The 22,634-nt window shown below is 74.1% G+C and carries 22 protein-coding genes; 10 read left to right on the plus strand and 12 right to left on the minus strand.

The window, feature by feature from the left end:
- Positions 1–110: 110 nt before the first annotated feature.
- From groL to ABD234_RS09130, 7 genes are all read right to left on the minus strand, one after another.
- Positions 111–1,697, minus strand: a complete 1,587-nt coding sequence (gene groL, locus ABD234_RS09100) for a chaperonin GroEL (RefSeq protein WP_038371223.1) — start codon at positions 1,695–1,697, stop codon at positions 111–113.
- A gap of 4 nt (positions 1,698–1,701) precedes the next feature.
- Positions 1,702–1,998: a co-chaperone GroES gene (gene groES, locus ABD234_RS09105; protein WP_038371222.1), complete on the minus strand. Its 297-nt coding sequence runs from the start codon at positions 1,996–1,998 to the stop codon at positions 1,702–1,704.
- A gap of 177 nt (positions 1,999–2,175) precedes the next feature.
- Positions 2,176–3,066: a metallophosphoesterase gene (locus ABD234_RS09110; protein ID WP_038371221.1), complete on the minus strand. Its 891-nt coding sequence runs from the start codon at positions 3,064–3,066 to the stop codon at positions 2,176–2,178.
- 262 nt (positions 3,067–3,328) lie between these two features.
- The gene (locus ABD234_RS09115; RefSeq protein ID WP_344355392.1) at positions 3,329–3,931 is read right to left on the minus strand and encodes a molybdenum cofactor biosynthesis protein MoaE; all 603 of its coding nucleotides are present in this window, start codon (positions 3,929–3,931) and stop codon (positions 3,329–3,331) included.
- A complete protein-coding gene (locus ABD234_RS09120) occupies positions 3,928–4,473 on the minus strand; it encodes a MogA/MoaB family molybdenum cofactor biosynthesis protein (RefSeq protein WP_084148300.1) in 546 nt (181 codons plus the stop codon). The genes ABD234_RS09115 and ABD234_RS09120 overlap by 4 nt, the downstream gene beginning before the upstream one ends.
- On the minus strand, positions 4,470–4,994 hold the full coding sequence (gene moaC / locus ABD234_RS09125) for a cyclic pyranopterin monophosphate synthase MoaC (RefSeq protein ID WP_051486583.1): 525 nt from the start codon (positions 4,992–4,994) through the stop codon (positions 4,470–4,472). The genes ABD234_RS09120 and moaC overlap by 4 nt, the downstream gene beginning before the upstream one ends.
- Positions 4,991–6,238 carry a molybdopterin molybdotransferase MoeA gene (locus tag ABD234_RS09130; RefSeq protein ID WP_038371220.1) on the minus strand — a complete coding sequence of 416 codons (1,248 nt, stop codon included), beginning with the start codon at positions 6,236–6,238 and terminating at the stop codon, positions 4,991–4,993. Before ABD234_RS09130 ends, moaC begins: the two co-directional genes overlap by 4 nt.
- A 237-nt stretch (positions 6,239–6,475) precedes the next feature.
- On the opposite strand from ABD234_RS09130, the gene moaA reads away from it, so the two are divergent.
- Together moaA and ABD234_RS09140 are read left to right on the plus strand one after the other, a co-directional pair.
- Positions 6,476–7,582 carry a GTP 3',8-cyclase MoaA gene (gene moaA / locus ABD234_RS09135; RefSeq protein WP_084148299.1) on the plus strand — a complete coding sequence of 369 codons (1,107 nt, stop codon included), beginning with the start codon at positions 6,476–6,478 and terminating at the stop codon, positions 7,580–7,582.
- Positions 7,583–7,587: 5 nt separating this feature from the next.
- Entirely contained in the window at positions 7,588–7,881 is a 294-nt protein-coding gene (locus ABD234_RS09140; RefSeq protein ID WP_051486582.1) for a MoaD/ThiS family protein, read from the plus strand.
- 120 nt (positions 7,882–8,001) lie between these two features.
- On the opposite strand, the gene ABD234_RS09145 is transcribed toward ABD234_RS09140, so the two are convergent.
- The 4 genes from ABD234_RS09145 to ABD234_RS09160 form a co-directional block, all read right to left on the minus strand.
- A complete protein-coding gene (locus ABD234_RS09145; protein WP_038371218.1) occupies positions 8,002–9,753 on the minus strand; it encodes an ABC transporter family substrate-binding protein in 1,752 nt (583 codons plus the stop codon).
- 243 nt (positions 9,754–9,996) lie between these two features.
- Positions 9,997–11,760: a dipeptide ABC transporter ATP-binding protein gene (locus ABD234_RS09150; RefSeq protein WP_038371217.1), complete on the minus strand. Its 1,764-nt coding sequence runs from the start codon at positions 11,758–11,760 to the stop codon at positions 9,997–9,999.
- Positions 11,761–11,773: 13 nt separating this feature from the next.
- Positions 11,774–12,790 (minus strand): ABC transporter permease, encoded by a 1,017-nt coding sequence (locus ABD234_RS09155; protein WP_051486581.1) that lies wholly within the window; start codon positions 12,788–12,790, stop codon positions 11,774–11,776.
- Between the two features lie 4 nt (positions 12,791–12,794).
- Positions 12,795–13,787, minus strand: coding sequence for an ABC transporter permease (locus tag ABD234_RS09160; protein WP_038371215.1), 993 nt, complete (start codon positions 13,785–13,787; stop codon positions 12,795–12,797).
- A gap of 285 nt (positions 13,788–14,072) precedes the next feature.
- On the opposite strand from ABD234_RS09160, the gene ABD234_RS09165 reads away from it, so the two are divergent.
- Positions 14,073–14,384 carry a hypothetical protein gene (locus ABD234_RS09165; protein ID WP_038371214.1) on the plus strand — a complete coding sequence of 104 codons (312 nt, stop codon included), beginning with the start codon at positions 14,073–14,075 and terminating at the stop codon, positions 14,382–14,384.
- Between the two features lie 47 nt (positions 14,385–14,431).
- On the opposite strand, the gene ABD234_RS09170 is transcribed toward ABD234_RS09165, so the two are convergent.
- Entirely contained in the window at positions 14,432–15,802 is a 1,371-nt protein-coding gene (locus tag ABD234_RS09170; protein WP_051486580.1) for a molybdopterin molybdotransferase MoeA, read from the minus strand.
- A gap of 83 nt (positions 15,803–15,885) precedes the next feature.
- Between ABD234_RS09170 and ABD234_RS09175 the strand changes: the two genes are divergently transcribed.
- From ABD234_RS09175 to ABD234_RS09205, 7 genes are read left to right on the plus strand one after another with little or no spacing between them, the layout of a single operon-like run.
- Positions 15,886–16,854 (plus strand): NADP-dependent oxidoreductase, encoded by a 969-nt coding sequence (locus tag ABD234_RS09175; RefSeq protein ID WP_038371213.1) that lies wholly within the window; start codon positions 15,886–15,888, stop codon positions 16,852–16,854.
- 57 nt (positions 16,855–16,911) lie between these two features.
- Positions 16,912–18,237, plus strand: coding sequence for a class I SAM-dependent methyltransferase (locus tag ABD234_RS09180; RefSeq protein ID WP_198025362.1), 1,326 nt, complete (start codon positions 16,912–16,914; stop codon positions 18,235–18,237).
- Positions 18,234–19,001, plus strand: coding sequence for a DUF4129 domain-containing protein (locus tag ABD234_RS09185; RefSeq protein ID WP_344355408.1), 768 nt, complete (start codon positions 18,234–18,236; stop codon positions 18,999–19,001). The genes ABD234_RS09180 and ABD234_RS09185 overlap by 4 nt, the downstream gene beginning before the upstream one ends.
- Entirely contained in the window at positions 18,998–19,591 is a 594-nt protein-coding gene (locus tag ABD234_RS09190; protein ID WP_051486579.1) for a hypothetical protein, read from the plus strand. The genes ABD234_RS09185 and ABD234_RS09190 overlap by 4 nt, the downstream gene beginning before the upstream one ends.
- Positions 19,588–20,625: an AAA family ATPase gene (locus ABD234_RS09195; protein ID WP_344355412.1), complete on the plus strand. Its 1,038-nt coding sequence runs from the start codon at positions 19,588–19,590 to the stop codon at positions 20,623–20,625. Before ABD234_RS09190 ends, ABD234_RS09195 begins: the two co-directional genes overlap by 4 nt.
- The gene (locus tag ABD234_RS09200; protein WP_344355417.1) at positions 20,622–22,001 is read left to right on the plus strand and encodes a DUF58 domain-containing protein; all 1,380 of its coding nucleotides are present in this window, start codon (positions 20,622–20,624) and stop codon (positions 21,999–22,001) included. The genes ABD234_RS09195 and ABD234_RS09200 overlap by 4 nt, the downstream gene beginning before the upstream one ends.
- Positions 22,001–22,615, plus strand: coding sequence for a hypothetical protein (locus tag ABD234_RS09205; RefSeq protein ID WP_344355419.1), 615 nt, complete (start codon positions 22,001–22,003; stop codon positions 22,613–22,615). The genes ABD234_RS09200 and ABD234_RS09205 overlap by 1 nt, the downstream gene beginning before the upstream one ends.
- Positions 22,616–22,634: the final 19 nt, after the last annotated feature.

Below are 22,634 nucleotides of genomic sequence, written 5' to 3' on the forward strand. Positions count from 1 at the left end.
CGCCAGGCGCCGCCGGTCGGACGGGCGGGATGCACGCAGGGCGGGCGGCACGACCTCGGTCGTACCGCCCGCCCTGCGATCCGGGGATCGGATCCCCGGGGGCGCGAGGATCAGGCCTCCTCGTCGTCCTTCTTCTCGACGACGAGCGTCTCGGTCGTCAGGACCAGGGTCGCGATCGAGGCCGCGTTGCGCAGCGCCGACCGGGTGACCTTGACCGGATCGATGATGCCCGCGGCGACGAGGTCGACGTACTCGCCGGTCGCGGCGTCGAGGCCGTGGCCGACCTGCTCGCCCTTGACCTTCTCGACGACGACGAAGCCCTCGAGGCCGGCGTTCTCCGCGATCCAGCGCAGCGGCTGGGCCAGGGCCTTGGCCACGGCGCGGACGCCGACGGCCTCGTCACCGGTGAGCCCGAGGTCGCCCTCGAGGACGGAGGCCGCCTGGACGATGGCGCTGCCGCCACCGGCCACGATGCCCTCCTCGATGGCCGCACGAGTCGCGGAGACCGCGTCCTCGATGCGCATCTTCTTCTCCTTGAGCTCGACCTCCGTGTGGGCGCCCACCTTGATGACGGACACGCCGCCGGCGAGCTTGGCGAGGCGCTCCTGGAGCTTCTCGCGGTCCCAGTCGGAGTCGGTCGCGGCGATCTCGGAGCGGATCTGCGCGACCCGGTCCGAGACGGCCTCGTCGTCACCGGCGCCGCCCACGATGGTGGTGGTGTCCTTGGTGATGACGACGCGGCCGGCGTGGCCGAGCACATCGGTGCCGACGGTCTTCAGGTCCAGGCCGAGATCGGCCGTGACGACCTGGGCGCCGGTGAGCACCGCGATGTCCTGCAGCATGGCCTTGCGGCGGTCGCCGAAGGCGGGGGCCTTGACGGCCGCGCCCTTGAAGGTGCCGCGCAGCTTGTTCACGACGAGCGTGGACAGCGCCTCGCCGTCGACGTCCTCCGCGATGACGAACAGCGGCTTGCCGGACTCGACGACCTTCTCCAGCAGCGGCAGGATGTCCGCCACGGCGGAGATCTTGCCCTGGTTCAGCAGCACGTAGGCGTCCTCGAGCACGACCTCCTGGCGGTCCGCGTCGGTGACGAAGTGCGGGGAGATGTAGCCCTTGTCGAACTGCATGCCCTCGGTGAAGTCCAGCTCCATCGCCGTGGTGGAGGACTCCTCCACGGTGATGACGCCGTCCTTGCCGACCTTGTCGAAGGCCTCGGCGAGGAGCTCGCCGATCTCGCGGTCCTGGCTGGAGACGGACGCGACGTTCGCGATCTGCTCCTTGCCGTCGACCTCGATGGCGATCTCGCCGAGCTTGGCGGAGACGGCCTCGACGGCGGCCTCGAAGCCGCGCTTGAGGGCGGCCGGGGCGGCGCCGGAGGTGACGTTGCGCAGGCCCTCGTGCACGAGCGCCTGGGCCAGCACGGTGGCGGTGGTGGTGCCGTCACCGGCGACGTCGTTCGTCTTGGTGGCCACCTCCTTGGTCAGCTGGGCGCCGAGGTTCTCGAACGGATCCTCGAGCTCGATCTCCCGGGCGATGGTGACGCCGTCGTTGGTGATCGTGGGGGCGCCCCACTTCTTGTCCAGGACGACGTTGCGGCCCTTGGGGCCGAGCGTCACCTTGACGGTGTTCGCGAGGTGGTCGACGCCCCGCTCGAGGGCGCGGCGCGCCTCCTCGTCGTAGATGATCTCCTTCGCCATGGGCTCAGGCCTCGACGATCGCGAGGATGTCGCGGGAGCCCAGGATGAGGAACTCCTCGCCGCCGTACTTCAGCTCGGTGCCGCCGTACTTGGAGAAGACGACCTTGTCGCCGACCTTGACGTCCATCGGGACGCGCTGGCCCTTGTCGTCGAAGCGGCCCTCGCCCACGGCGACGACCTCGCCCTCCTGGGGCTTCTCCTTCGCGGTGTCCGGGATGACCAGGCCGGAGGCCGTGGTCTGCTCTGCCTCGAGCGGCTTGACGACGACACGATCCTCGAGGGGCTTGATGGAGACCGACATGCGGATCCACTCCTTCTTCGATGAATGACTCTGAGAGTTCCGGGTTCGGATCCCCGGAGCGGTCGTCGTCGCGGTGCCGACCGGGTGGGGACCCGTCTGGCAGCTCTGGCACTCGGGCCAGGTGACTGCCAACGGGGACAACTCTAGGACCGCCTTGGCACTCGCGCAAGACGAGTGCTAAACGTGTCGGCGCCCGGCGGCCTCGACGATGCCGCGCACCGCCTCCTCGTCGAAGTCGTAGACCGGCGCGAGCCGCTGCCCGGGGTCGCCGTCGGCCGGGAGGTCCCCCGCGTTCGGCCAGACGGAGGTGGTGATCCGCGGCGCCGACTGCGCGCTGCGCCCGTCGAACTCCACCAGGCTCGCCCCCGAGAGCGCGAGGGCGCGCTCGTGCTGATCCGCGCCCAGCGGGTCGACCACGTTCGTCACCCCCGGCGCCACGTGCACGGGCACCGAGCCCAGCCGGCCGTCGAGGGCGTGGTGGTAGTGGCCCGAGAGGATCACGCGCACGTCCGTGCCCTCGATCGCGGCGGAGAGCTCGTCCAGCCCGTCGAGGTCCAGGGCGCGCAGCAGGGGGGTGGCCGCCGCCAGCGGCGGGTGGTGCAGCACCAGCACGGTGCCGCGGCGGGCCGGCACCGCGAGGATCCGGCGCAGCCAGTCCAGCTGCACGGTGTCGAGATGGCCGTAGCCGGCGCCGGGGACGCTCGTGTCCAGCACCACCGCCCGCGCCCCGTCGCCGGTGGTGACCACCCGGTCCTGGTAGGGCGCGGCGTGGTCGCCGGGCCCGGCGACCTGCGCGTAGGCGGCGGGGACGTCATGGTTGCCCATGGCGACCACGAGCTTCGCCCCGAGCCGCGCGGCGAACGGGTCCAGCATCTCGTGCAGCAGGCGGTAGCTGGCGACGCTGCCGTCCTCGGAGGCGTCCCCCGAGTGCACCACGAGGTCCACGCCCCGCAGCCCGGAGAGGTTCTCGAGCACCGCCCGCAGCGCATCGGCGGTGGCGATGCGGTCGTAGTGCCGGGCGGCGGGATCGGCGAAGAGATGCGTGTCGGTCAGGTGCAGGATGCGCATGGCCCGACGCTAGCCCTCGCAGATGTCCCCCGGGTGAACCGCACCGCGGCGCGCCGGCCCGCACCGGCCACGGCACGTCGGCCCGCACCGGCCACGGCACGAGTGCCGGTTGGCGAACCAGAATGGGCCGATTTTGGCTCGCCAGCCGGCACTCGACAGCCGTCCGCGCGGGGGCAGGGCAGGGCGGCGCGATACGGGGGCGGCCAGGGCGGGGCAGGGCGGCGCGGGGGCGGGGCGGCGCGGTGCGGGCGGCGGTGCGGGGTCAGCCGCCGGCACCGACCCATTCGGCCTCGCCGTCGGCGAAGCGCTGGTGCTTCCAGATGGGGACGCGGCGCTTGACCTCGTCGACCAGCGCGTCGCAGGCGGAGAAGGCGAGCTTGCGGTGCGGCGCCGCGACCGCGCAGGCCAGGGCGGTGTCGCCAATGCGCAGCGGGCCGATGCGATGCGCGAGGGCGATGAGCACGTCCTCATGGCTCGCGGCCACGTCCCGCGCGGCCTCGGCGAGCGCCTGCTGCGCCAGGGGGTGGGCGCTGTAGTCCAGGGAGAGCACGGTGCGCCCGCCGTCATGGTCGCGGACCACCCCGTCGAAGGTGACCACGGCCCCGCAGCGCGGATCGGCGACGGCGCGGGCCATCTCCTCGACGGAGATCGGCTCCTCCCCCACGCTCGCGCGGCGCACGCGCGCGCCGGCCTCGCCGAGCGCCGGGTCGCCGGGGACACGCAGCTGCTGCGGGTCGGCGCCGAAGGGGGTGCGGCCGATGGCCTCCGGTGCACGCTCCGGTGCCACGGCGTCGGGGACCGCGGCGCTCGGGGTCGCGGTCTGCTCGGTCGGCCCGTCCGGCGCGGCGGAGCCGGGGCCGCTCATGCGTGGCCACCGCCGTCGCGCTGGTCCAGGAGGTGGTCCAGGATCGGGTCGAGCACGGCGATGCCGTCCTTCACCCCGCCGCGGGACCCGGGCAGGTTCACCACGACGGTCCGCCCGGCCATGCCGGCGAGGCCGCGGCTGAGCAGGGCGGCCGGGGAGTTCGCCAGGCCCCGCCGCCGCACCTCCTCGAGGATCCCCGGCAGCTCCCGGTCCAGGTGGGGAGCCGTCTGCTCGGGGGTGACGTCGCTCGGGGAGATGCCGGTGCCGCCGGAGGTGATGAGCACGTCCACGCCGTCCGCGATCGCCGCGCCGACGGCCCGCCCCACCTCGGGGCCGTCGGGCACGACGACGACGGGGCCGATGTCCAGGCCGCGGCCTGCGAGCCAGGCGTGCAGCAGGGGGCCGGTGCGGTCCTCGTAGGTGCCGTCGGCCGCACGGGTCGAGGCGATGACCACGCGCGCGCTGCCGAGCAGGAGCGCCGGGTTCTCCGGATCGGGGATGCGGCAGTCGGCGTCGCTGCGCCGGGCGGGGATCTCCCTCATCGCGGGCCCTCCTGCTCCTCGGGGCCTGCGGCTGCGGCCGGCGCATCGCCCCGGCTCCAGTCGCCGCTCTTCCCGCCGGACTTCTCCTCGACCCGGATCTGCTCGATCACGGCGAGGTGGTCGACGGCCTTGATCATGTCGAAGACGGTCAGCGCCGCGACGCTCACGGCGGTCAGCGCCTCCATCTCCACGCCGGTGACGCCGCGGGTCCGCACCCGGGCGCGGATCTCGACGACGTCGTCGTGGGGGTCGAGGTCCAGCTCCACCCCGGACAGCGGCAGCGGGTGGCACAGGGGGATGAGGTCCGGGGTGCGCTTGGCGCCCATGATCCCGGCGATGCGCGCCACGGGCAGGGCCTCGCCCTTGGGCAGGGTGCCCTCGGCGATGCGGTCGATGACGTCGGGGCGGGTACGCAGCACGGCCCGGGCCGTGGCGGCGCGGGAGGTGACGGCCTTGTCGGTCACGTCGACCATGCGGGCGGAGCCGTCCTCGCGCACATGGGAGAGGTCTGCGCCGGTCATGCGCCGGCGCCCGGGAGCAGCAGGGTCTCGAGCATGTCCCCATCGTTCACCATGTCGACGCCGGCCGGCACCCGCACCAGAGCATCGGACAGCGCCAGCGCCCCCAGCAGATGCGAGGAAGGGCCGCTGACCAGCCGCACCTCCCCCGACGGCAGCAGCCGGGCGCGCCGGTACTGCTCGAGGTCGCGCGGCGAGGGCGCGGGCTCGTCCAGGCGGACGGGCAGGCGCAGCGTCGTGCGCGGCGCGGCTCCGAGCGCGGGCCGGGCCACCAGCTCAAGGCTCAGCAGCGCGGAGACGGGGTTGCCCGGGAACGCCAGCCACGGCAGGCGGCGGCCGTCGGCCTCCACGGTGCCGATGCCCTGCGGGCCGCCGGGCTGCATCGCCACCTTCGGGAAGGCCAGCCGCACGCCGGGCAGCTCGGCGGCCTGGCGGACCACCTCGAACGCGCCCGCGCTGACACCGCCGCTGCTCACGACGAGATCGGCCCCGGTCGCGGCGGCCTGGCACTCGAGGGTGCGCAGCAGCTCGGCGGGATCGTCCACGACACGGGCGGCGCCGACCACCTCCGCGCCGGCGTCGACCAGGGCGGCGGCGAGGCCCGGACCGTTGGCGTCGAAGGCGCCGCCCTCCCGCAGCGCCGTGGAGGCATCCTGCACCTCGCTGCCGGTGGACAGGACCAGGGCGCGCATCGGCACGAGCACGCGCAGACGGTCGATCCCGCAGGCGGCGAGGTGGGCGATGCGTGCCGGGGTGAGCACGGTCCCCTCGCGCAGGATCAGGTCCCCGGCGCGGGTGTCGGAGGCGGCGCGGCGCACGAAGCGACCGGCCGCGGCGACGGCGGGACGCAGGTCGATCTCCTCGCCGGCGGGCGGGGCGCCCTCGAAGCTGCCGGGGCCGCTCTCCTCGACGGGGACGACGAGGTCCGCGCCGCGCGGGACGGGGGCGCCGGTCATGATCGGGGTCGCGGTGCCGGGGACGTGGTCGCGCACCCCGGCGCCGGCGGCGATCGCCGGGGCGAGCCGGAGGCGCGCCGCGGCGCCGTCGCCCGCGAGATCGGCCGCGGCGACGGCATAGCCGTCCATCTGGGAGTTGTCCGCCGCGGGGACGTCGGTGCGGGCCCGGACATCGGCCGCGGCCACCCGCCCGAGCAGCGCGCCCGTGACGGGCACGATCTCTCGCGTGCGATGGGCGGCGAGCAGGGCGATCGCGTCGTCGCGGTGATCGGCGAGCGGGATCCGGTCCATCGGCGTCCTTCCCTCGGGTGCGGGCGCCGAGCGACCTCGGCGCACCCCTCCAGTATCGGCCTCCGGCCCCCGGAGCGCGCCCCGCCGCCCCCGGCCGCGGGGACGCCCACGCCCCGCGGCACGACCCCGGCGGGTCTCGACCCGGCAACGGGGCCCGCCCGATCCCCGCCGGCGCGGGGCGGGCCCCTATCCTGGACGGGACGGCGCGCACCCGGCGCGCCGCAGGGAGGGGGCGCGATGCCCAGGGCAGGACGCGGCGTGGCGCTGGGGATCCCCCGGCCCCGCACGACGGACCCCGCCGCCGTGCGCCTTCCCGACACGGCCGATCGCCCCGCCTCCCCGGCCCTGCTGGACCGCTTCGGCCGGGAGGCGACCGACCTGCGCGTCTCGCTCACCGACTTCTGCAACCTGCGCTGCTCGTACTGCATGCCGGCCTCCGGCCTGACGTTCCTCTCCTCGAAGGACCTCCTCTCCCGCGAGGAGATCGTGCGGATGGTGCGCATCGGCACCGAGCACCTGGGGATCACGCAGGTGCGGCTCACCGGCGGCGAGCCGCTGACCCGGCCAGACCTGCCCGAGATCATCGCAGGGATCTCGGCCCTGCCCTCCGCGCCGGACGTCTCGCTGACCACGAACGCCATCGGCCTCGAGGTGCGCGCCGCGCAGCTGCGCGAGGCCGGGCTGGACCGCATCAACGTCTCCCTGGACTCCGTGGTCTCCGAGACCTTCGAGCGCATCACGCGCCGGCCCCTGCTGCACCGCGTGCTCGAGGGCATCGACGCGGCGCGGGAGGCGGGGCTGACCCCGATCAAGATCAACGCCGTACTGATGCCCGGGGTGAACGACCACGAGCTGCCGGATCTGCTGGACTGGTGCCTGCGGCGGGACCTCCAGCTGCGCGTGATCGAGCAGATGCCGCTGGACGCGGACCACATCTGGGACCGCAGCAGCATGGTCACCGCCCAGGACGTCCACGCCCTGCTCGAGGGGCGCTTCCTGCTCTCCCCCGCCGATGTGGAGCGCGCCGGCGCCCCCGCCGAGCTGTTCGACGTCGCCGATCGTGCCACCGGCGCGCACCGCGGGCGGATGGGCATCATCGCCTCGGTGACCCGGCCTTTCTGCGCCGACTGCCGCCGCACCCGCCTCACGGCCGAGGGGCGCGTGCGCACCTGCCTGTTCTCCCATGAGGAGACGGACCTGCGCGGCGCCCTGCGCTCGGGGGCGTCGGACGAGGCCATCGCCGACATGTGGCGGGCGGTCCAGTGGGGCAAGGCGGCCGGCCACGGCATGGACCGCCCCGACTTCGTCCAGCCCGAGCGGCCGATGAGCGCGATCGGAGGATGAGCGCCATGGAATCCCGTTCCGCCCCGGTCCCGGGTCCCGGGACCGGCGCCTCGCTCCCCGAGATCGAGGTGCACCTGTTCGCCGCGGTCGCCGCGGCCCTGGGCGCCGAGCGGATGCTCCTGCGCGCCGGCACCGTGGACGAGGCGCTCGGGCAGCTGCGCGCCGCGACCGACGCGCCCGGCGCCCGGGTGCTCGACAGCTGCAGCCTGCTGGTGAACTCCGTGGTGTGCCGCGATCGGACGCGGGCGCTCGCCCCGGGCGACCGCGTGGACGTGCTGCCGCCCTTCGCCGGGGGCTGAGCAGGACGAGTCCGGTCCCCTCGCTCCCGGAGACCCCGAGGAGTGCCGGCGTCTCCTGAGCGTGGACGCGGAACGGCCCCCGCGCCGGAGCGCAGGGGCCGTCGCCAGGATGACCGGGGGTCAGCCGTCGAGCTTCGAAGAGCCCTTCACGTAGCCGATCTTCGTCCAGTCCAGCGACTGGAAGCCCTTGGCCCCGAAGTTCGCGAGATCGTCGTTCTGCACGAAGAAGTCGTACGCCTGCCAGAGCGGGACGACGCCCGCGAGCTGCCAGAGCCGGGCATCGGCCTGGTTGATCAGCTCGAGGCGCTTGGCCGGGTCCGTCTCCACGGCGGCCTGGTCGATCAGCGCATCGGTCTCGGCATCGCCGATCTTCCCGAAGTTCTGCTCGCCGTCGGTCTTCCAGATCGAGTCGCCGGAGGAGAGGAAGGGGTTGCCGACCCAGCCGAACAGCGTGACGTCGAAGTCGCCCGGGATGACGTACTTGGAGAACAGGTCTGTCGGCGGGACCTTCTGCACGGTCATGGTGATGCCCACGGCCTTGAGCTGCTCCTGGACCACGGGCACGACGGCCTCGTTGGTCTTCGAGCCGTCGTTGTAGACGTAGGTGATCTCGACGGCCTTGCCGTCCTTCATGGCCTTCATGTCGTCGCCCTCACCCTCGAGGGTGTAGCCGGCGTCGGTGAGGAGCTTCTTGGCGGCCTCGGGGTCGTACGTGCCCAGATCGCCCGAGTTGTCCTGGTAGCCCTCCTGGTTCGTCATCAGGAGGTGGTTGTTCAGCGGCTCCGTGTTGTCCGGGTACGGCATGGTCGCGTTGACGGACAGGAACACCTCGTGGCGATCGATCGCGCGGAACATCGCCTGACGCACGGCCGGGTCGGCCAGCGCGCGCCCCTCGGCGCCGTTCAGGGTGAGGTGGGTCCAGTTCGGCCCGGCGGCCTTGCGCAGCGTGGCCCCGTTGCCGATCAGCGGCTCGACCACGGAGTACGTGGCGGGAACCGTCGTCTCGATGACATCGAGCTGGCCGTTCTGGAACGCCGTCGCGGTCGCGGCCGGGTCCTCGATGGTGGTGAACAGGACCTGGGAGAGGAGGGGCTTGTCGCCCCACCAGTTCTCGTCCGGCACCACGAGCACCGTCTTGTTGGCGGCGTCGATCGTGTCGACCTTGTACGGGCCGGCGGTGACCAGCGGCTCGGCGGCCCAGCTCGTGTTGAAGGCGTCAGCGGTCGCGACCAGGGAGTCCGGCATGACGCCCGGCAGGGAGATCCAGTCCGCGTACTTCTCCTTGAAGGTGACCACGGCGATGAGGTCGCTCGCGCCCTGCTCGATCTTCTCGACCTTGTCGTAGCCGGAGGAGGAGGCGATGGCGTAGTCGGGCTTGGAGCCGTTCATCGTCTCGAAGACGTTGGCGATCGACTGGTAGTTGATCGGCGTGCCGTCGGACCAGGTCATGCCCTCGTTGAGCTCGATCTCCATGACCTGCGGGTCCTCGGAGGTGAGCTCGATGCGCTGGGCGTACTGCGGGTTGTGGGTCACCTCGCCGGCAGCGCTGTACTGGATGAGGCTGGGGTACATCGTCGCGAGCATCTCGGACGTGTTCGCCTCGTTGCCGTCGGTGTGGAAGCCGTTCCAGTTGGCCGGGAAGGCGTTGTTCGCCAGGCGCAGCGCGCCGCCCTCGCCGAGCTCGGAGCGGTCCTTCGCGTTGATGTCGTTGGAGTCGGCGGCGATCGGAGCGTCGCCGCCCTCCTCGCCGCCGCCGTCGGAGCCCCCGTTGCCGCCGCCTCCGGTCCCCGGGTCCTGGCTGCAGGCGGCCAGCGCCGTCATCGAGACGGTCAGGGCCGTCGCTCCCAGCATGGATCGACGCGTCAGACGCATATGTTTCTCCTTCATTCGCGCGCACCGATTCGCTCAGCACCGCTTCGTGGTCGAGACCGGGACATGCGGTGTGAAACCTTCTGGGTCAAGCACCGTCCATGCCCGGTGTGACGAGTCTAATGACCGGTCGGTATCCCGGGTGGGATGTCAGCGTTCCTGTTACCGCTTCGCAACACGGCGAGGCCCCGACGCACCGGGGCGCGACCTGCATCGTGGCAGGTCGCGCCCCGGGATCGGTCTCGCTCAGGCGGCCGTGGAGCCGTCCTCCGGGGCCGCCCCCTCGAAGGCCGCCCGGTCCAGCACCATGCGCCGCCGGCTCCGCGCGATCACCGGGTCGGGGATCGGCACGGCGGCGAGGAGCTCCTTGCTGTACTCGTGCTGCGGATCGGAGAACACGTCCTCGGTCGCGCCGATCTCGACGATCCTCCCCTGGCGCATCACGGCGATGCGATCGGAGATGTGGCGGACCACGGACAGGTCGTGCGAGACGAACAGGAAGCTCACGCCGAGCCGGGTCTTGAGGTCCGCCAGCATGGCGAGCACGCCCGCCTGCACCGTCACGTCCAGCGCCGAGGTCGGCTCGTCGAGCACGATCAGCTTCGGGTCGCAGGCCAGTGCCCGGGCGACGCCCACGCGCTGGCGCTGGCCCCCGGAGAACTCGGTGGGATACCGCGCGGCGTGCTCGGGCAGCAGTCCCACGGTCTTGAGCAGCCATTCGACGCGCTCGGCCATGCGCTCGGCGCTGTAGCCCTGCACGCGCATCGGCTCGCGGATGATGTCGCCGATGGGCATCCTCGGGTCCAGGGCCGCCATCGGGTCCTGGAAGACGATGGTGACGTCCGAGCGCAGAGCCTGGCGCTCCTTGCGGGTGAGGGAGCCGGTCTCCTTGCCGCCGATCCGGATCACGCCCTGCTGCGGGGTGCGCAGCTGCATGATCTCCATCAGCGTCGTCGTCTTCCCGCAGCCGGACTCGCCGACCAGGGCCACGCACTCCCCTTCGCGGATGTCGAAGGAGATCCCGTCCACCGCCCGCTGCTCGCCGACCTTCCGGCGCACGAGCGCCCCCTTGGTGATCGGATAGACCCGGTGGAGGTCCTCGACCTCGAGCACGGCGGGGCGCTCCTCCCGCGGGATCGCCGGCTCGGTGGCCTCGACCGCCTCCGCGACCCTGCGCAGGGCGGCGCCGGCGACGCTCGCGGTGCCCTCGGACTCGGCGAGGTCCACCCGCGGCACGGCGGAGAGGAGATCCCGGGTGTACTTCTCCCGGGGCCGGTAGAAGATCTCGTCGACCTCGCCGGTCTCCACCATCCGCGAGTCCTTCATCACCAGGACCCGGTCGGCGAAGCCGGCGACCACGCCCATGTCGTGGGTGATGAGCACCGTCGCGGCCCCCAGCAGCTCCTGGGCCGACTTCAGCAGCTCCATGACCTGCGCCTGGATCGTCACGTCCAGGGCCGTGGTCGGCTCGTCGGCGATGATCAGCTCGGGCTCGTTGGCGATCGCCATGGCGATCATGGCCCGCTGGCGCATGCCGCCGGAGAACTCGTGCGGGTACTGCTTCGCCCGGCGCCCCGGTTCGGGGATCCCGACGGCTTCCAGCAGCTCGACCGCGCGCGCCTGGGCCGCCGCGGCGGACCGCTCCGGATGGTGGATCCGGACCACCTCGGCGATCTGATCGCCGACGCGGTAGACCGGGGTCAGCGCGGACAGCGGGTCCTGGAACACCATCGAGATCGTGTTCCCGCGCAGCTCGGAGAGCTGCTTGTCGTCGAGCGTGAAGATCTTGCGGCCCATCAGCTCGATCTCGCCGCTGATGCTCGCGGTGGCCGGGAGCAGGCCCATCACCGCGAGGGAGCTGACGGACTTGCCGGACCCGGATTCGCCGACGATCGCGAGGGCCTCGCCCTTGTGGACCTCGTAGCTGAGGTTCTGCACGGCGCGGACGGTGCCGTGCTCGGAGGGGAAGGTGACGGTGAGATCGCGGACGGAGAGGATCGTGTCGGACATCTGCTCCCCCTTTCTACAGCCGGCTCGCGCCGCTGGTCGGGTCGAGGGCGTCGCGCAGCGCCTCGCCCATGAGGTTGATGGAGATGACGAGGGCGGCCAGCACCGCGGCCGGCGGGATCCAGGTGTACGGCGCCGAGATGTTGTAGTCCTGCAGCACGGTGCCCAGGGAGACCTGCGGGTACTGGATGCCGAAGCCGATGAAGGACAGGCCGGTCTCGCCGAGGATCGCACCGCTGACGCCGAGGGTGGTGTCGATGATGATCCAGCTGGCGATGTTGGGCAGGATGTGCCGGGTCATGGTGACGACGGGGTGCACCCCCATGAACTTCGCCGCCTCGACGTACTCGGTGCGCACGAGCTGCTGCGTCATCGCGCGCAGCACGCGGGCGGTGAGCATCCAGGCGAACAGGGCGAGCAGCGGGATCATCCACAGCCAGGAACGCTGCTGGAGCACGGGGCTGAACAGCATCAGCAGCAGCAGCGAAGGGATCACCAGGAACAGGTTGATGAGGTTGACCAGCGCGCCGTCGGCGAGCGCGCCCCAGCGGCCCTTGCTGCTCACGAAGCCGGCGACGATGCCGACCACCACCGAGAGGAAGGACGTCAGCACGGCGGTCCCCAGACCGATCACCAGCGAGATCCGCAGGCCCTGCATGGTGCGCGCGAAGATGTCCAGGCCTCGCTCGTTGACGCCGAACCAGTGGTAGGCCGAAGGTCCGCTGAGCGCGTTGCGCAGGTCCCGTTCGAAGGGACCGTACTGGTAGAACATCGGCGCGAAGATCGCCAGCAGCACGAGGAGCGCGAAGACGACCATGCCGATCTGGGCGCTGCGGTTGCGCAGGAAGCGGCGGCGCAGCAGCTCGCTGCGCCCCATGGACTCGATCGCCCGGGCGTCGCCCTGGGGCAGGTCCTGCTCGGAGAGCGACGGGTCGTTCAGGACGCTCGCGATGACGGGATTCTCGGCCGGGTCGGAGTGCGCCTGCAGCTGGGCGGCCTCGTCGGTGCCGCGCATGTCGGAAGGATTCGTCATGGGGTCACCGGATCCTCGGGTCGAGCACACCCTGCAGGAAGTCTGCGAAGGTCGCGGAGAGCAGGGTCAGGATCGCCGTGTACAGCACGACGCCCGCGGTCCCGTTGACGTCGGCCATGCCGATGGAGGACACGGCGAAGCGGCCGATGCCCTGCCAGTTGAACATGAGCTCGACGAACAGGGACCCGGTGAAGGCCGCCCCCACCGCGAAGGCGAAGTACTGGCCCATCGGGATCAGGGCCATCCGCAGACCGTGCTTGGTCATCGCCCGGCCGCGGGTGAGCCCCTTGGCGCGGGCGGTGCGCAGGTAGTCGCTGCCCAGCACGTCGAGGGTCGTGACCTTCATGTACCGCGAGTAGGACGCGGCGGCGAAGAGCGCCAGCACGATGGTGGGCATCACCAGCGCCTTGATCTGGTAGCTGATGGACTCCCAGGAGCCGGGCGCCAGCAGGGGGTTGATCGGGTTGATCGCCGGCAGTCCCCAGCCGGTGAGGTCCATGACGCCCTGGTTCGTCTGCTGCACGATGAGGATGACGACGGGGGTCGGCAGGGACAGCAGCACGAAGGCGAGGAAGGTGGAGACGCGGTCGCCGATCGAGTTCCGGCGCACGGCCGAGACCATGCCCACCAGCACGCCGAGCACGGTGCCGATGACGGTTCCCAGCACCACCAGGCGGAGGCTGATCGGGATCCTGGTGGCCAGCTCCTGCACCACGGGCACCATCGACTTGTTGGTCCCGGTGGTCACGCCGAGGTCCCCGCGGATCAGCCCGCCCAGCCACGTCGCGTAGCGCTCGAACAGCGGGGTGTCCGGGTTGACGTTGCGGACGTCGAGGTACATCTGGGCCGTCGCCGGCGGGATCGGCTGCGTCGCGATCGGCGGGTAGAGCACCTCCTCGGGATGCATCAGCGAGGCCGCCAGCAGGTAGGCGAAGCTCGTGGCGACGAACGCCAGGATCACGTAGGTCAGCAATCGGAGCGAGACGAACCTAATCACGTCGTCTCCCCACCAGGCTGTGCATCATCGCGAAGTGTTCCTTTCCGTACCCAGGGTGCCGCTCGTCGACCGGGCCCCGCTCGGGACCGGGGGCGACCGCGCCGGGCCCGCAGGCTCCGGCCGCTGTGCCGGGTCGAGCTCGAGGTCCGAGCTGTCGCGACGCAGGAGGGTCAGGAACCGGTCCGTTCCGGACGGTTCCGTCGGTCACCATAACGCTTTGCAGTCGTCCAGAGTGCCGCACATCGGAGGTCTCCCCCGTGCCCGGGGGCTGGTTATGCTCGAATCGTGACCTTCTGGCATCTGATCCTCCTGGTCGTCGGCATCCTCGCCGCGATCGCGTCCGCCGATGCCCTCCGCCACCGCGGCATCGGCGTCTGGCCTGTGGGGATCCTGGCCCTCGCCCTGGTCTTCCTGGCGGGCTGGACCTACAGCGCGTGGCTCTCGGCGCTGAGCCTCGGAGCCGCCGCCGGCGTGGGGATCGTGCTGGTCGCGACGATGGTCCGCGGCATCTCGCTCCGACGCCGGGACCGGCGCGCCGCCCGGGCGGCGCAGGACGAGGCGCTTCGCCGGCGCCTCGAGGACCGCTCTCCCGGCTGACCCGATCGCTGACCCCGCCCCGGGCGCCCGGGCGCATCACCGAGCGCTCACGCCCCCAGCCGGACCACCGGCACCGCCGCCCCCTCCTCCGCCTCCTGCCCGGGCGCGAGCTCCAGCAGCACCAGGGCATCGGCGCGGGCGAAGGGCGCGAGCCGGCGTCCCGGCAGCAGCAGCGCCCGCGGGGCCCCGTGACCGGCGTCGTCGTGCTCCTCGAGGACGGCCGGCAGCGCGTGCAGCCGCGTCTGCGCGGCGCCGCCGCTCCCCCGCCGGCCGGGCTGCGGGCGGGCGGCCTCGGGGATCGGACCGAGCACGCCCTGCGTGATCTCCCCGGCGCCGAGCAGCGGGCGCACGAAGAGATGGAACCCGACCAGGGCGCCGACGGGCGTCCCGGGCAGGTGGACGAGCGGGGCGAGGGAGCCGTCGGCGCGGGCGAGCGTCCCCCGGCCCTGCGGCCCGCCGGGGCGCAGGGCGAGGTGGGCGAAGCGGGAGCCGCCCGTGCCGCCCTCCCCGAGCACCGCCTTGACCACGTCGAAGGCGCCGTGGCCGATGCCGCCCGTGGTGAGCACGAGATCCGCCTCCTCGGCGGCCTCGCGCAGGGATCGGAGGAACGGCGCGGGCGCGTCGGAGCAGCGTCGCGGCAGGGCCCGGGCGCCGAGCTCCGCCAGGGCCGCGGCGAGCATGACGCCGTTGGAGTCGCGGACGGCGCCATCGGCCTGCCCGGCGGCGATGTCGTGTCCGGGCAGGACCTCGTCGCCCGTCACCAGCACGGCCACCCGAGGGCCGTCCGCCCGCGTCCGGGAGGGCAGCCCCGGCGCCAGGGGCAGGCGGCCCAGCCCGAGCATCGCGGCCACGGCCACCAGGCCGGGCGTCACCTCCTGCCTGGCGGGGGCGATCACCGCGCCGCGGGGGATCTCCTCGCCGGGGCGGCGCACGTGCCGCCCGGGGCGCAGCTGCGGGACGGGGCCGATCCTCACCTTTGCGGGCGCCGCACCCGCCCGGGCGGCGTCGGTGCGCTCGACCTCGATCACGGCGTCCGCACCGGTGGGGACGGGGGCGCCGGTCATGATGCGCGCGGCCGTGCCCGGCGACAGGCGCCGCGCGCCGCCGGGGGCGGCGGGGATGTCGGCGAGGACGGGCAGCACGGTGGGGCCGGCGGGGTCGACGTCGGCCGCCCGCACGGCGAAGCCGTCCATCGCGGAGACCGGCAGGGCCGGCACGTCCTCGGGGGCGCGGAGGTCCTCGGCCAGGCGCCCGCCGAGGGCGGACAGCAGGGAGGCCGTGCCCGCCTCGGGCCGGGCCTCGCCCGCATCCTGGGGACGGCGCGCGGCGCCCGTCCGCCCGCCGCCTGCCGTGAGCAGCGGGCCCAGCTGCTCGGCGAGCTCCTGGCGCCACGACCAGGGATCCGGATGCTCCACCACGTTCGCGTCCTCCTGACCTCGTCGCGCGCCGGCCGACACGCCGCACCGCCCCGATGATCCCATCGGTGGGACAGAATCGAGGCATGCGAGAGATCATCATCGACACCTTCGGCACCCCGGACGTCCTCCAGCTGCGCGAGAGCGCGCCTCCTGCTGCGGGGCCCGGGGACGTGCTGGTGTCGGTGGCGTTCGCCGGGCTGAACCCGATCGACTACAAGATGCGCGACGGCAGCTCCGGCCAGGCGAAGAACCTCGAGCTGCCCGCCGTGCTGGGCCGGGAGATGTCCGGGCACGTGATCGGCGCGGCCGACGACGTGGACCTCGAGGCCCTGGGCATGCCGGTGGGCTCCCCCGTCTTCGGGGTGAGGACCCTCGGCGACATGCGCGGCGCCTACGCCGAGACCGTCGCCTTCTCCGCCCACGACCTGTGCCCCGTCCCCGGCGCCGAGCCTGACCTGCGCGCCTACGCCGGCCTGGCGCTGGCCGGCACCACCGCGCAGACGGCCCTCGAGGACGACGCCCGCCTGCGCCCCGGGGAGACCCTGCTGGTCCACGGCGGCACCGGCGGGGTGGGCCAGCTGCTGATCCCCCTGGCCCTGCAGGCCGGGGCCGCCCGGGTGCTGGCCACCGGCCGCGCCGAGAACGCGGAGCGGATCCGCGAGCTGGGCGGGGAGCCGATCGCCTACGACGAGGAGGACTGGGCCGAGCGGGTGCTGTCCGAGACCCGCGGCCGCGGGGTCGACGTCGTCATCGACCTGCACTACTTCACGACCTTCCTGCCCAGCCTGGACGTGATCGCCGAGGGCGGCCGGATCGTCGCGGTGCCGAGCCTGGCCGACCTCGCCCCGGCCCGCGAGCGCGGCATCCGCGCGAGCGTGACCCGCATGTCCCCCTCCCGCGGCCGGCTGCAGCAGCTGGCGCAGGGGCACGCGAGCGGGCTGCTGCCGCTCGAGGTCGCCGCGGTGCTGCCCCTGGCGGAGGCGGGCCGCGGCCACGAGGTCCTCGAGAGCGGCCACGCCCGGGGGAAGATCGTGCTGGAGACCCACGCCTGAGCGATCCGGAGGGCGTCCGGCCCCGTCGGGACAGCGGATTCCGATAGTCTCGTGCGCATGGATCCGTCGACGCCGCATTCCTCCGCCTCCGCGGATCCCGCCCCCGACCCGCTGGTCGCCGAGCTCGAGCAGGTGCTGCAGCCGGCCGGCTGGGATCTGCTGAACTCCCTGCCCCCGTACGAGGAGAGCGGCGCGCTCGCCCTCGGCGCGCGGCTGCGCGGCGCCGGCCATGCGCCCGAGCTCGTCGCCGCCGCGCTCACCCAGTCGCGGCTGCGCGCCCGCGCGGCGGACAAGTTCGGGGAGTTCGCCGCGACGATGCTGTTCACCCCGCACGGTCTGGAGCAGGCGACCCGGCTGCCCGTGGCGGCGCTGCACGCCCGCCGCTTCCGGGACGCCGGGGTCGCGTCGGTCGCGGACCTCGGCTGCGGCATCGGCGGGGACGCCATGGCCAACGCCGCCCTGGGCACCGAGGTGCTGGCCGTGGACCGCGACGCCGCCACCGTCGCCGTCGCGACCGTGAACCTGCGCCCCTTCCCCACCGCGAGCGTCCGCCTGGGCCGTGCGGAGGACCACGACCCCTCGGCCACCGAGGGCATCTGGCTGGATCCCGCCCGGCGTGCCCCGGCCCGCGGCCGCACCCGCCGCCTGCACGACCCGGAGGAGTACGAGCCGCCGCTGTCGACGGTCCACGACCTCGCCCGCCGCATCGGCCGCGACGGCCAGGCCGGCCCGCTGGGCGCCAAGCTGGGCCCCGGCATCGACCATGCGGCGCTGCCGGAGGGGACGGAGACGCAGTGGCTGTCCTGGCACGGCCAGGTCCTCGAGGCCACCTGCTGGTTCGGTCCGCTCGCGGCCGACGGGGTGCGCCGCAGCGCCCTGGTGATCGGCCGCGACGGCGCCCATGCGCTGCGCGAGCGCACCGGCGAGGAGGTCCCCGACCCGGACTCCGGCCCCGTGGGCGCGCACCTGTACGAGCCGGACGGCGCGGTGATCCGCGCGGGCCTCATCGGCCAGGTCGCCGCGGGGATGGACGCCCGCACCCTGGACCCGAGCATCGCCTATCTCACCGCCGACCAGCGCATCCGCTCCCCGTTCCTGCAGGGCTACGCGGTGCGGGACGTGTTCGGCTTCTCCCTCAAGCGCCTCGCCGCCTACCTGCGCGAGCATCGCATCGGCGTGCTCGAGATCAAGAAGCGCGGGACCGCGATCACGCCGGAGGAGCTGCGGCGCAGCCTGCGGCCGCGCCGCTTCGGCGACGAGAAGGCGACCCTGATCCTCACCCGCATCGCCGGGGAGCAGTCGGTGATCGTCGCCTCCCCGCACACGGAGCAGGCAGAGCACACGGAGCAGACGGAGCACACGGACGGGGACGGTCCCGCATGAGCCGGGAGGGGGTCCGGGGGGACGGCGCCGAGCAGGCGGACGGCGCGGCACGGCGATGGAGCATCGGCCCGTGGGCCCTGCTCGTGCTGGCCCTGGGGACGCTGTGCCTGGTGCTGGCGGGCCTCGCCTCCACCCGCAGCGACGAGCCGCTGGCCTCGTTCGAGCCGGCGGCACCCACCTCCTCGCGGGAGCTCACCGTGCAGGACCCGGGGCCCGACGAGCCCGAGTGGGCCACGCGGGATGTCACCCCGCCGCCGGTGCGGGAGGGCGTGCGCGAGGCGATGGACCTGATCGGTCTGGTCCTGGGCGTGCTCGCAGGGCTGGTCGTGCTGGTGCTGGTCGTCTGGATCGCCCAGCGCGTGATCGCGCTGGGCCGCCGGGAGCGGCGCTCCGAGGCCGCGGCCGAGGCCGAGCCCGAGGAGCTCACCGCCCAGCAGGCCGCGACCGCGCTGGACGAGGCCGTCGTCCAGCTCACCCGTGCCCGCCGGCCCGGCGATGCGGTGATCGCCGCGTGGCTCGCCCTCGAGCAGGCGATCGCCGAGGCGGGGATCCGCCGCGGCGGATCCCAGACCACCCGCGAGTTCGTCCTCGCGGTGCTCGGGGCCCTGTCCCTCCCCCGGGAGGATCTCGAGGACTTCGCCCGGCTGTACGGCCGGGCGCTGTTCTCCGGCACCCCCATCACCGAGGCGGACCGGGAGCGGGCGATCGCCCTGCTCACCCGGCTGTCCGCGGATCTGCGCTCCCAGACGGGCACCGGCGCATGAGGGCCGCGCTGCGCGACCGCGGGCCCGTCGGCGAGCTGGTGATCCTGGTCCGCGACACCGGGATCGCCCTGGCGGTCGCCCTGGTCGTGATGCTGGTGCTGGCCCTCGCCGGCGCCCACCTCGACCCGGTGCTGCCGGTGTCCCTGGCCCTCGCCGTCGCCGCCTGCTCCTGGTTCCTGCGCCGCGGGATCGCCCGCGCGGACGCATCGGCCGCGCCGCCCCTGGACACCGACCCCGACGCCGCCCGCCTCGACGGACGCGATCTGCGGGTGCGGCGCCTGGAGGCCGCCGCCTATTCCGCGCAGCCGGCCCGGAAGATCACCGCCCGCGCCATCGGGCAGGCCCTCGGGGAGATCGCCGCCGAGCGCGAGCATCGCGAGGACGCCCCGCCGCTGTCCGAGCCGCTGCGCCGTCTGATCGCGGAGTCCGCCCACGAGGACCACGACGCCCACCCGGTGGCCCCCATCGACCGCGCCACCCTGCACCGCTACCTCCGCGAGCTGGCCGTCGCGCCCCCTGCACCGATCGCCGCCCCCACCGGGCGGACCCCGCATCCCGCCCCGACCCCGACCGAGGAGTCCCGTCCATGACCGCCAGCCCCGAGCGCACCGCCTCCGACCCCGCCCCGGAGCCCGTCGCCCCGCAGCCCGAGACCCCCGAGGAGGCCTTCGCCTCCGCCGGCGCCGTCCTGGACGCCGTCGAGCAGGCCGTGGTCGGCAAGCGGGAGGCCCTCGAGCTGGTGCTCGCCGGCATCCTCGCCGGCGGCCACGTGCTCCTCGAGGACCTGCCCGGCCTCGGCAAGACCCTCGCGGCCCGCTCCTTCGCGCAGGCCCTGGGCCTGCCCTTCACCCGCGCCCAGTTCACGCCGGACCTGCTGCCGGCCGATCTCACCGGCGCGGAGGTCTTCGACCAGCGCACGGGCGAGTTCGCCTTCCGGCCCGGCCCCGTGTTCACCGGCCTGCTGCTGGCCGACGAGATCAACCGCACGCCCCCGAAGACGCAGTCCGCGCTGCTCGAGGCGATGCAGGAGCGGCAGGTCACCGTCGAGGGCACGACCCGCCCGCTGCCGCGGCCCTTCCATGTGCTGGCCACCGCCAATCCCGTCGAGCACGAGGGCACCTACCCGCTGCCCGAGGCGCAGCTGGACCGCTTCCTGCTGCGGCTGTCCTTCGGATACCCCAGCGCCCAGCAGGAGTGGGACGTGCTCTCGCGCCGGCTGCGCCGCGGCACCGAGGAGCAGTCCGTCCCGCAGGTCATCGACGCCGCCGGCCTGCTCGCGGTCCAGGAGGCCGTGGAGCGGGTCCACGTCGAGGACGAGGTCGGCGCGTACGCCGTCGAGCTGGTCCGCGCCACCCGCCGCCACCCCCACGCGCTGGTGGGAGCCTCCCCCCGCGGGACCCTCGCGCTGATCGTCTGCGCGCGGGCGCTCGCGGTGATCCGCGGCCGCGGCTTCGTGCTGCCCGAGGATGTCAAGGACCTCGCCCACGCCGCCCTGGACCACCGCGTCACCATCAAGCCGGAGCTGTGGCTGCAGAACGCCAGCAGCCACGCCGTGGTCGCGGCGGTCCTCACGGAGGTCGAGGTCCCCGTCGCGCAGCCCGCCGGCGCGGTGCCGGCGTCGTGAGCGGGAGCGCGCAGCCCCGCGTCCCGTCCGGCGGGGTCCGCACCCCGGCCGGGCCGCCGCTGCGGCTGCGCCCCACCCCCGCCCACACCCGCGCCGTCGTCGCCGGCGGCGGCGCCGGGGCCATCGCCGTGCTCGCCGGCCGGCCGGACCTGCTGGTGCTCGTGCTGCCGCTGCTGGTGTGGGCGCTGCTCGCGCACGCCGCCCTCCTGCTGCGCGCCGGCGCCCCCGGGCCGATGGCGGAGCCCGCCCCGGTGCTGCGCCTGGGCACGGACCGCCTCCCCGAGGGCGGCACGGTCCGCGCGAGCGTCCACGTCGCCCCGGGTACGGTGGCCGGCGTGGTGCTGCCCCCGCGCGCGCACGCCTACACCACGCCCCGCTACGCGACCGCGGCCGATGCGGACGCCGTCTCCCTCTCCCTGACCGTGCGGCGCTGGGGCAACTACCGCATCGGCCCCGTGCACGTGCAGGTGGCCGACGCCGCCGGCGCCTTCCGCGCCCAGAGCGTGCTGGGGCCCCTGGACCTGCAGGTCACCCCCGACTCCCCGATCCTCGAGGCGCCCGTGGACGTGCCCTCGGTGATCGGCATCAGCGGCGCGCACATCTCCCGCCGCCGCGGCCCCGGCACGGCCCTGGCCGATGTGCGTCCGTTCCAGGCCGGCGACCGCCTGCACCGCATCAACTGGCGCGTCACCTCCCGCACGGGCACCATGCACACCAACGCCACCTTCTCCGAGCAGGACACCGACGTCCTCCTGGTCACCGACACCCTGGTGGACATTCCGCCGCTGCCCTCGGCCCCGCCGGAGTCCCCCTCCAGCCTGGACGTGACCGTCCGGGCCTCCGCGGCGGTCGCCCGCCACTACCTCGCCGCCGGGGACCGGGTCGCCCTGCACGACCTCGGCCATCTCATCGGCCCCGTGCGCGCCGGCACCGGGCCCCGCCAGCTGCGGGTGCTCACCGACGCGCTCTCCCGCGCCACCCGGGAGATCGGCAGCGGCCGGGCGGTGCGGCTGCGCACCGTGCGCACCGGCACCCTCACCGTGGTGTTCTCGCCCCTGCTCAGCGAGCCGGTGATCGCCCAGGTCGGCGACCTCGTCGCCCAGGGGGCCGATGTGATCGTGGTGGACACCCTGCCGCTGTCCGTCGGCGACGCCTCGGCGCTGCACGGCCGGCCCGAGCGCCGCCCCGACGGCCGGGCCTCGGACCGGTTCTGGGCCGAGGCCTGGGTGATGCGGCGCCTGCTGCGCGAGCAGATCGTGCGGGAGCTGCGCGAGCGCGGCGTGCCGGTGACGGCGTGGGAGGGGCCCGCCTCCCTGGCGCCGGTGGTCCTGTCCCTCATGGCGGCGGGCTCCGCCCCGCGGATCCGGAGGTCCTGATGAGATCGCTCGTCGAGGGCGTCGCGCAGGCCATCGCGGACCTGCGCATCGTGGACGCGAGCCAGTGGGCGCTGCGCCTGGGCGCGCTCGCGGCGCTGCTGCTGGCCGCGGCGCTGGTGACCGGCATGGCTCCCTTCGGCTCGCCGCAGGCGGTGCTGCTGACCCTGGTCGTCCTCCTGCTGGGCCTGCTGCAGACGGCGCGGCCCGACGCCGATGCGGGACTGGTCGCCTTCTGCGTGCTGGTGATCGCCGTGGTGATCGCCGGACCGCTCGGGGCCGGGGCCACGCTGGCCCTGGCGGCGCTGCTGATGGTGTCCCACGCCCTGTGGGCGCTGGCGGCCTCGGTCCCCGCCCACGGGGTGGTGCGGCGCGGCGCGCTGGCGGCGACGGTGCGGCGGGCGCTGCCGGCGCTGGGCATCGGCCTGGTGGCCGGGGCGGGGCTGCTGGCCCTCGCCGGCGCCGGCGCGGCGGTCCCGGCCTGGCTGATGATCCCGGGCGTCGTCGCGGTGGTCGTGCTGCTGGTGCTGCTGCTGCCGCGGGACGGGACGCCGCCCTCCCCGCGGGACCCGACCGCCCCGCGGGACCCGACCGCCCCGCGGGACCCGACTGCCTGATCCCGCCCGGCGCGATGCG

Source organism: Brachybacterium phenoliresistens (genome assembly GCF_039530785.1).
GTDB classification, from domain to species: Bacteria; Actinomycetota; Actinomycetes; order Actinomycetales; family Dermabacteraceae; genus Brachybacterium; species Brachybacterium phenoliresistens.

Coding starts and splice junctions, on each gene's coding strand:
- ABD234_RS09140 (WP_051486582.1), top strand. CDS start 7,588: ATGGAATCCCGTTCCGCCCCGGTCCCGGGTCCCGGGACCGGCGCCTCG.
- moaA (WP_084148299.1), top strand. CDS start 6,476: ATGCCCAGGGCAGGACGCGGCGTGGCGCTGGGGATCCCCCGGCCCCGC.
- ABD234_RS09195 (WP_344355412.1), top strand. CDS start 19,588: ATGACCGCCAGCCCCGAGCGCACCGCCTCCGACCCCGCCCCGGAGCCC.
- ABD234_RS09185 (WP_344355408.1), top strand. CDS start 18,234: ATGAGCCGGGAGGGGGTCCGGGGGGACGGCGCCGAGCAGGCGGACGGC.
- ABD234_RS09130 (WP_038371220.1), bottom strand. CDS start 6,238: ATGGACCGGATCCCGCTCGCCGATCACCGCGACGACGCGATCGCCCTG.
- groES (WP_038371222.1), bottom strand. CDS start 1,998: ATGTCGGTCTCCATCAAGCCCCTCGAGGATCGTGTCGTCGTCAAGCCG.
- ABD234_RS09145 (WP_038371218.1), bottom strand. CDS start 9,753: ATGCGTCTGACGCGTCGATCCATGCTGGGAGCGACGGCCCTGACCGTC.
- ABD234_RS09115 (WP_344355392.1), bottom strand. CDS start 3,931: ATGAGCGGCCCCGGCTCCGCCGCGCCGGACGGGCCGACCGAGCAGACC.
- ABD234_RS09150 (WP_038371217.1), bottom strand. CDS start 11,760: ATGTCCGACACGATCCTCTCCGTCCGCGATCTCACCGTCACCTTCCCC.
- ABD234_RS09155 (WP_051486581.1), bottom strand. CDS start 12,790: ATGACGAATCCTTCCGACATGCGCGGCACCGACGAGGCCGCCCAGCTG.
- ABD234_RS09180 (WP_198025362.1), top strand. CDS start 16,912: ATGGATCCGTCGACGCCGCATTCCTCCGCCTCCGCGGATCCCGCCCCC.
- ABD234_RS09120 (WP_084148300.1), bottom strand. CDS start 4,473: ATGAGGGAGATCCCCGCCCGGCGCAGCGACGCCGACTGCCGCATCCCC.
- ABD234_RS09175 (WP_038371213.1), top strand. CDS start 15,886: ATGCGAGAGATCATCATCGACACCTTCGGCACCCCGGACGTCCTCCAG.
- groL (WP_038371223.1), bottom strand. CDS start 1,697: ATGGCGAAGGAGATCATCTACGACGAGGAGGCGCGCCGCGCCCTCGAG.
- ABD234_RS09205 (WP_344355419.1), top strand. CDS start 22,001: ATGAGATCGCTCGTCGAGGGCGTCGCGCAGGCCATCGCGGACCTGCGC.
- ABD234_RS09190 (WP_051486579.1), top strand. CDS start 18,998: ATGAGGGCCGCGCTGCGCGACCGCGGGCCCGTCGGCGAGCTGGTGATC.
- moaC (WP_051486583.1), bottom strand. CDS start 4,994: ATGACCGGCGCAGACCTCTCCCATGTGCGCGAGGACGGCTCCGCCCGC.
- ABD234_RS09110 (WP_038371221.1), bottom strand. CDS start 3,066: ATGCGCATCCTGCACCTGACCGACACGCATCTCTTCGCCGATCCCGCC.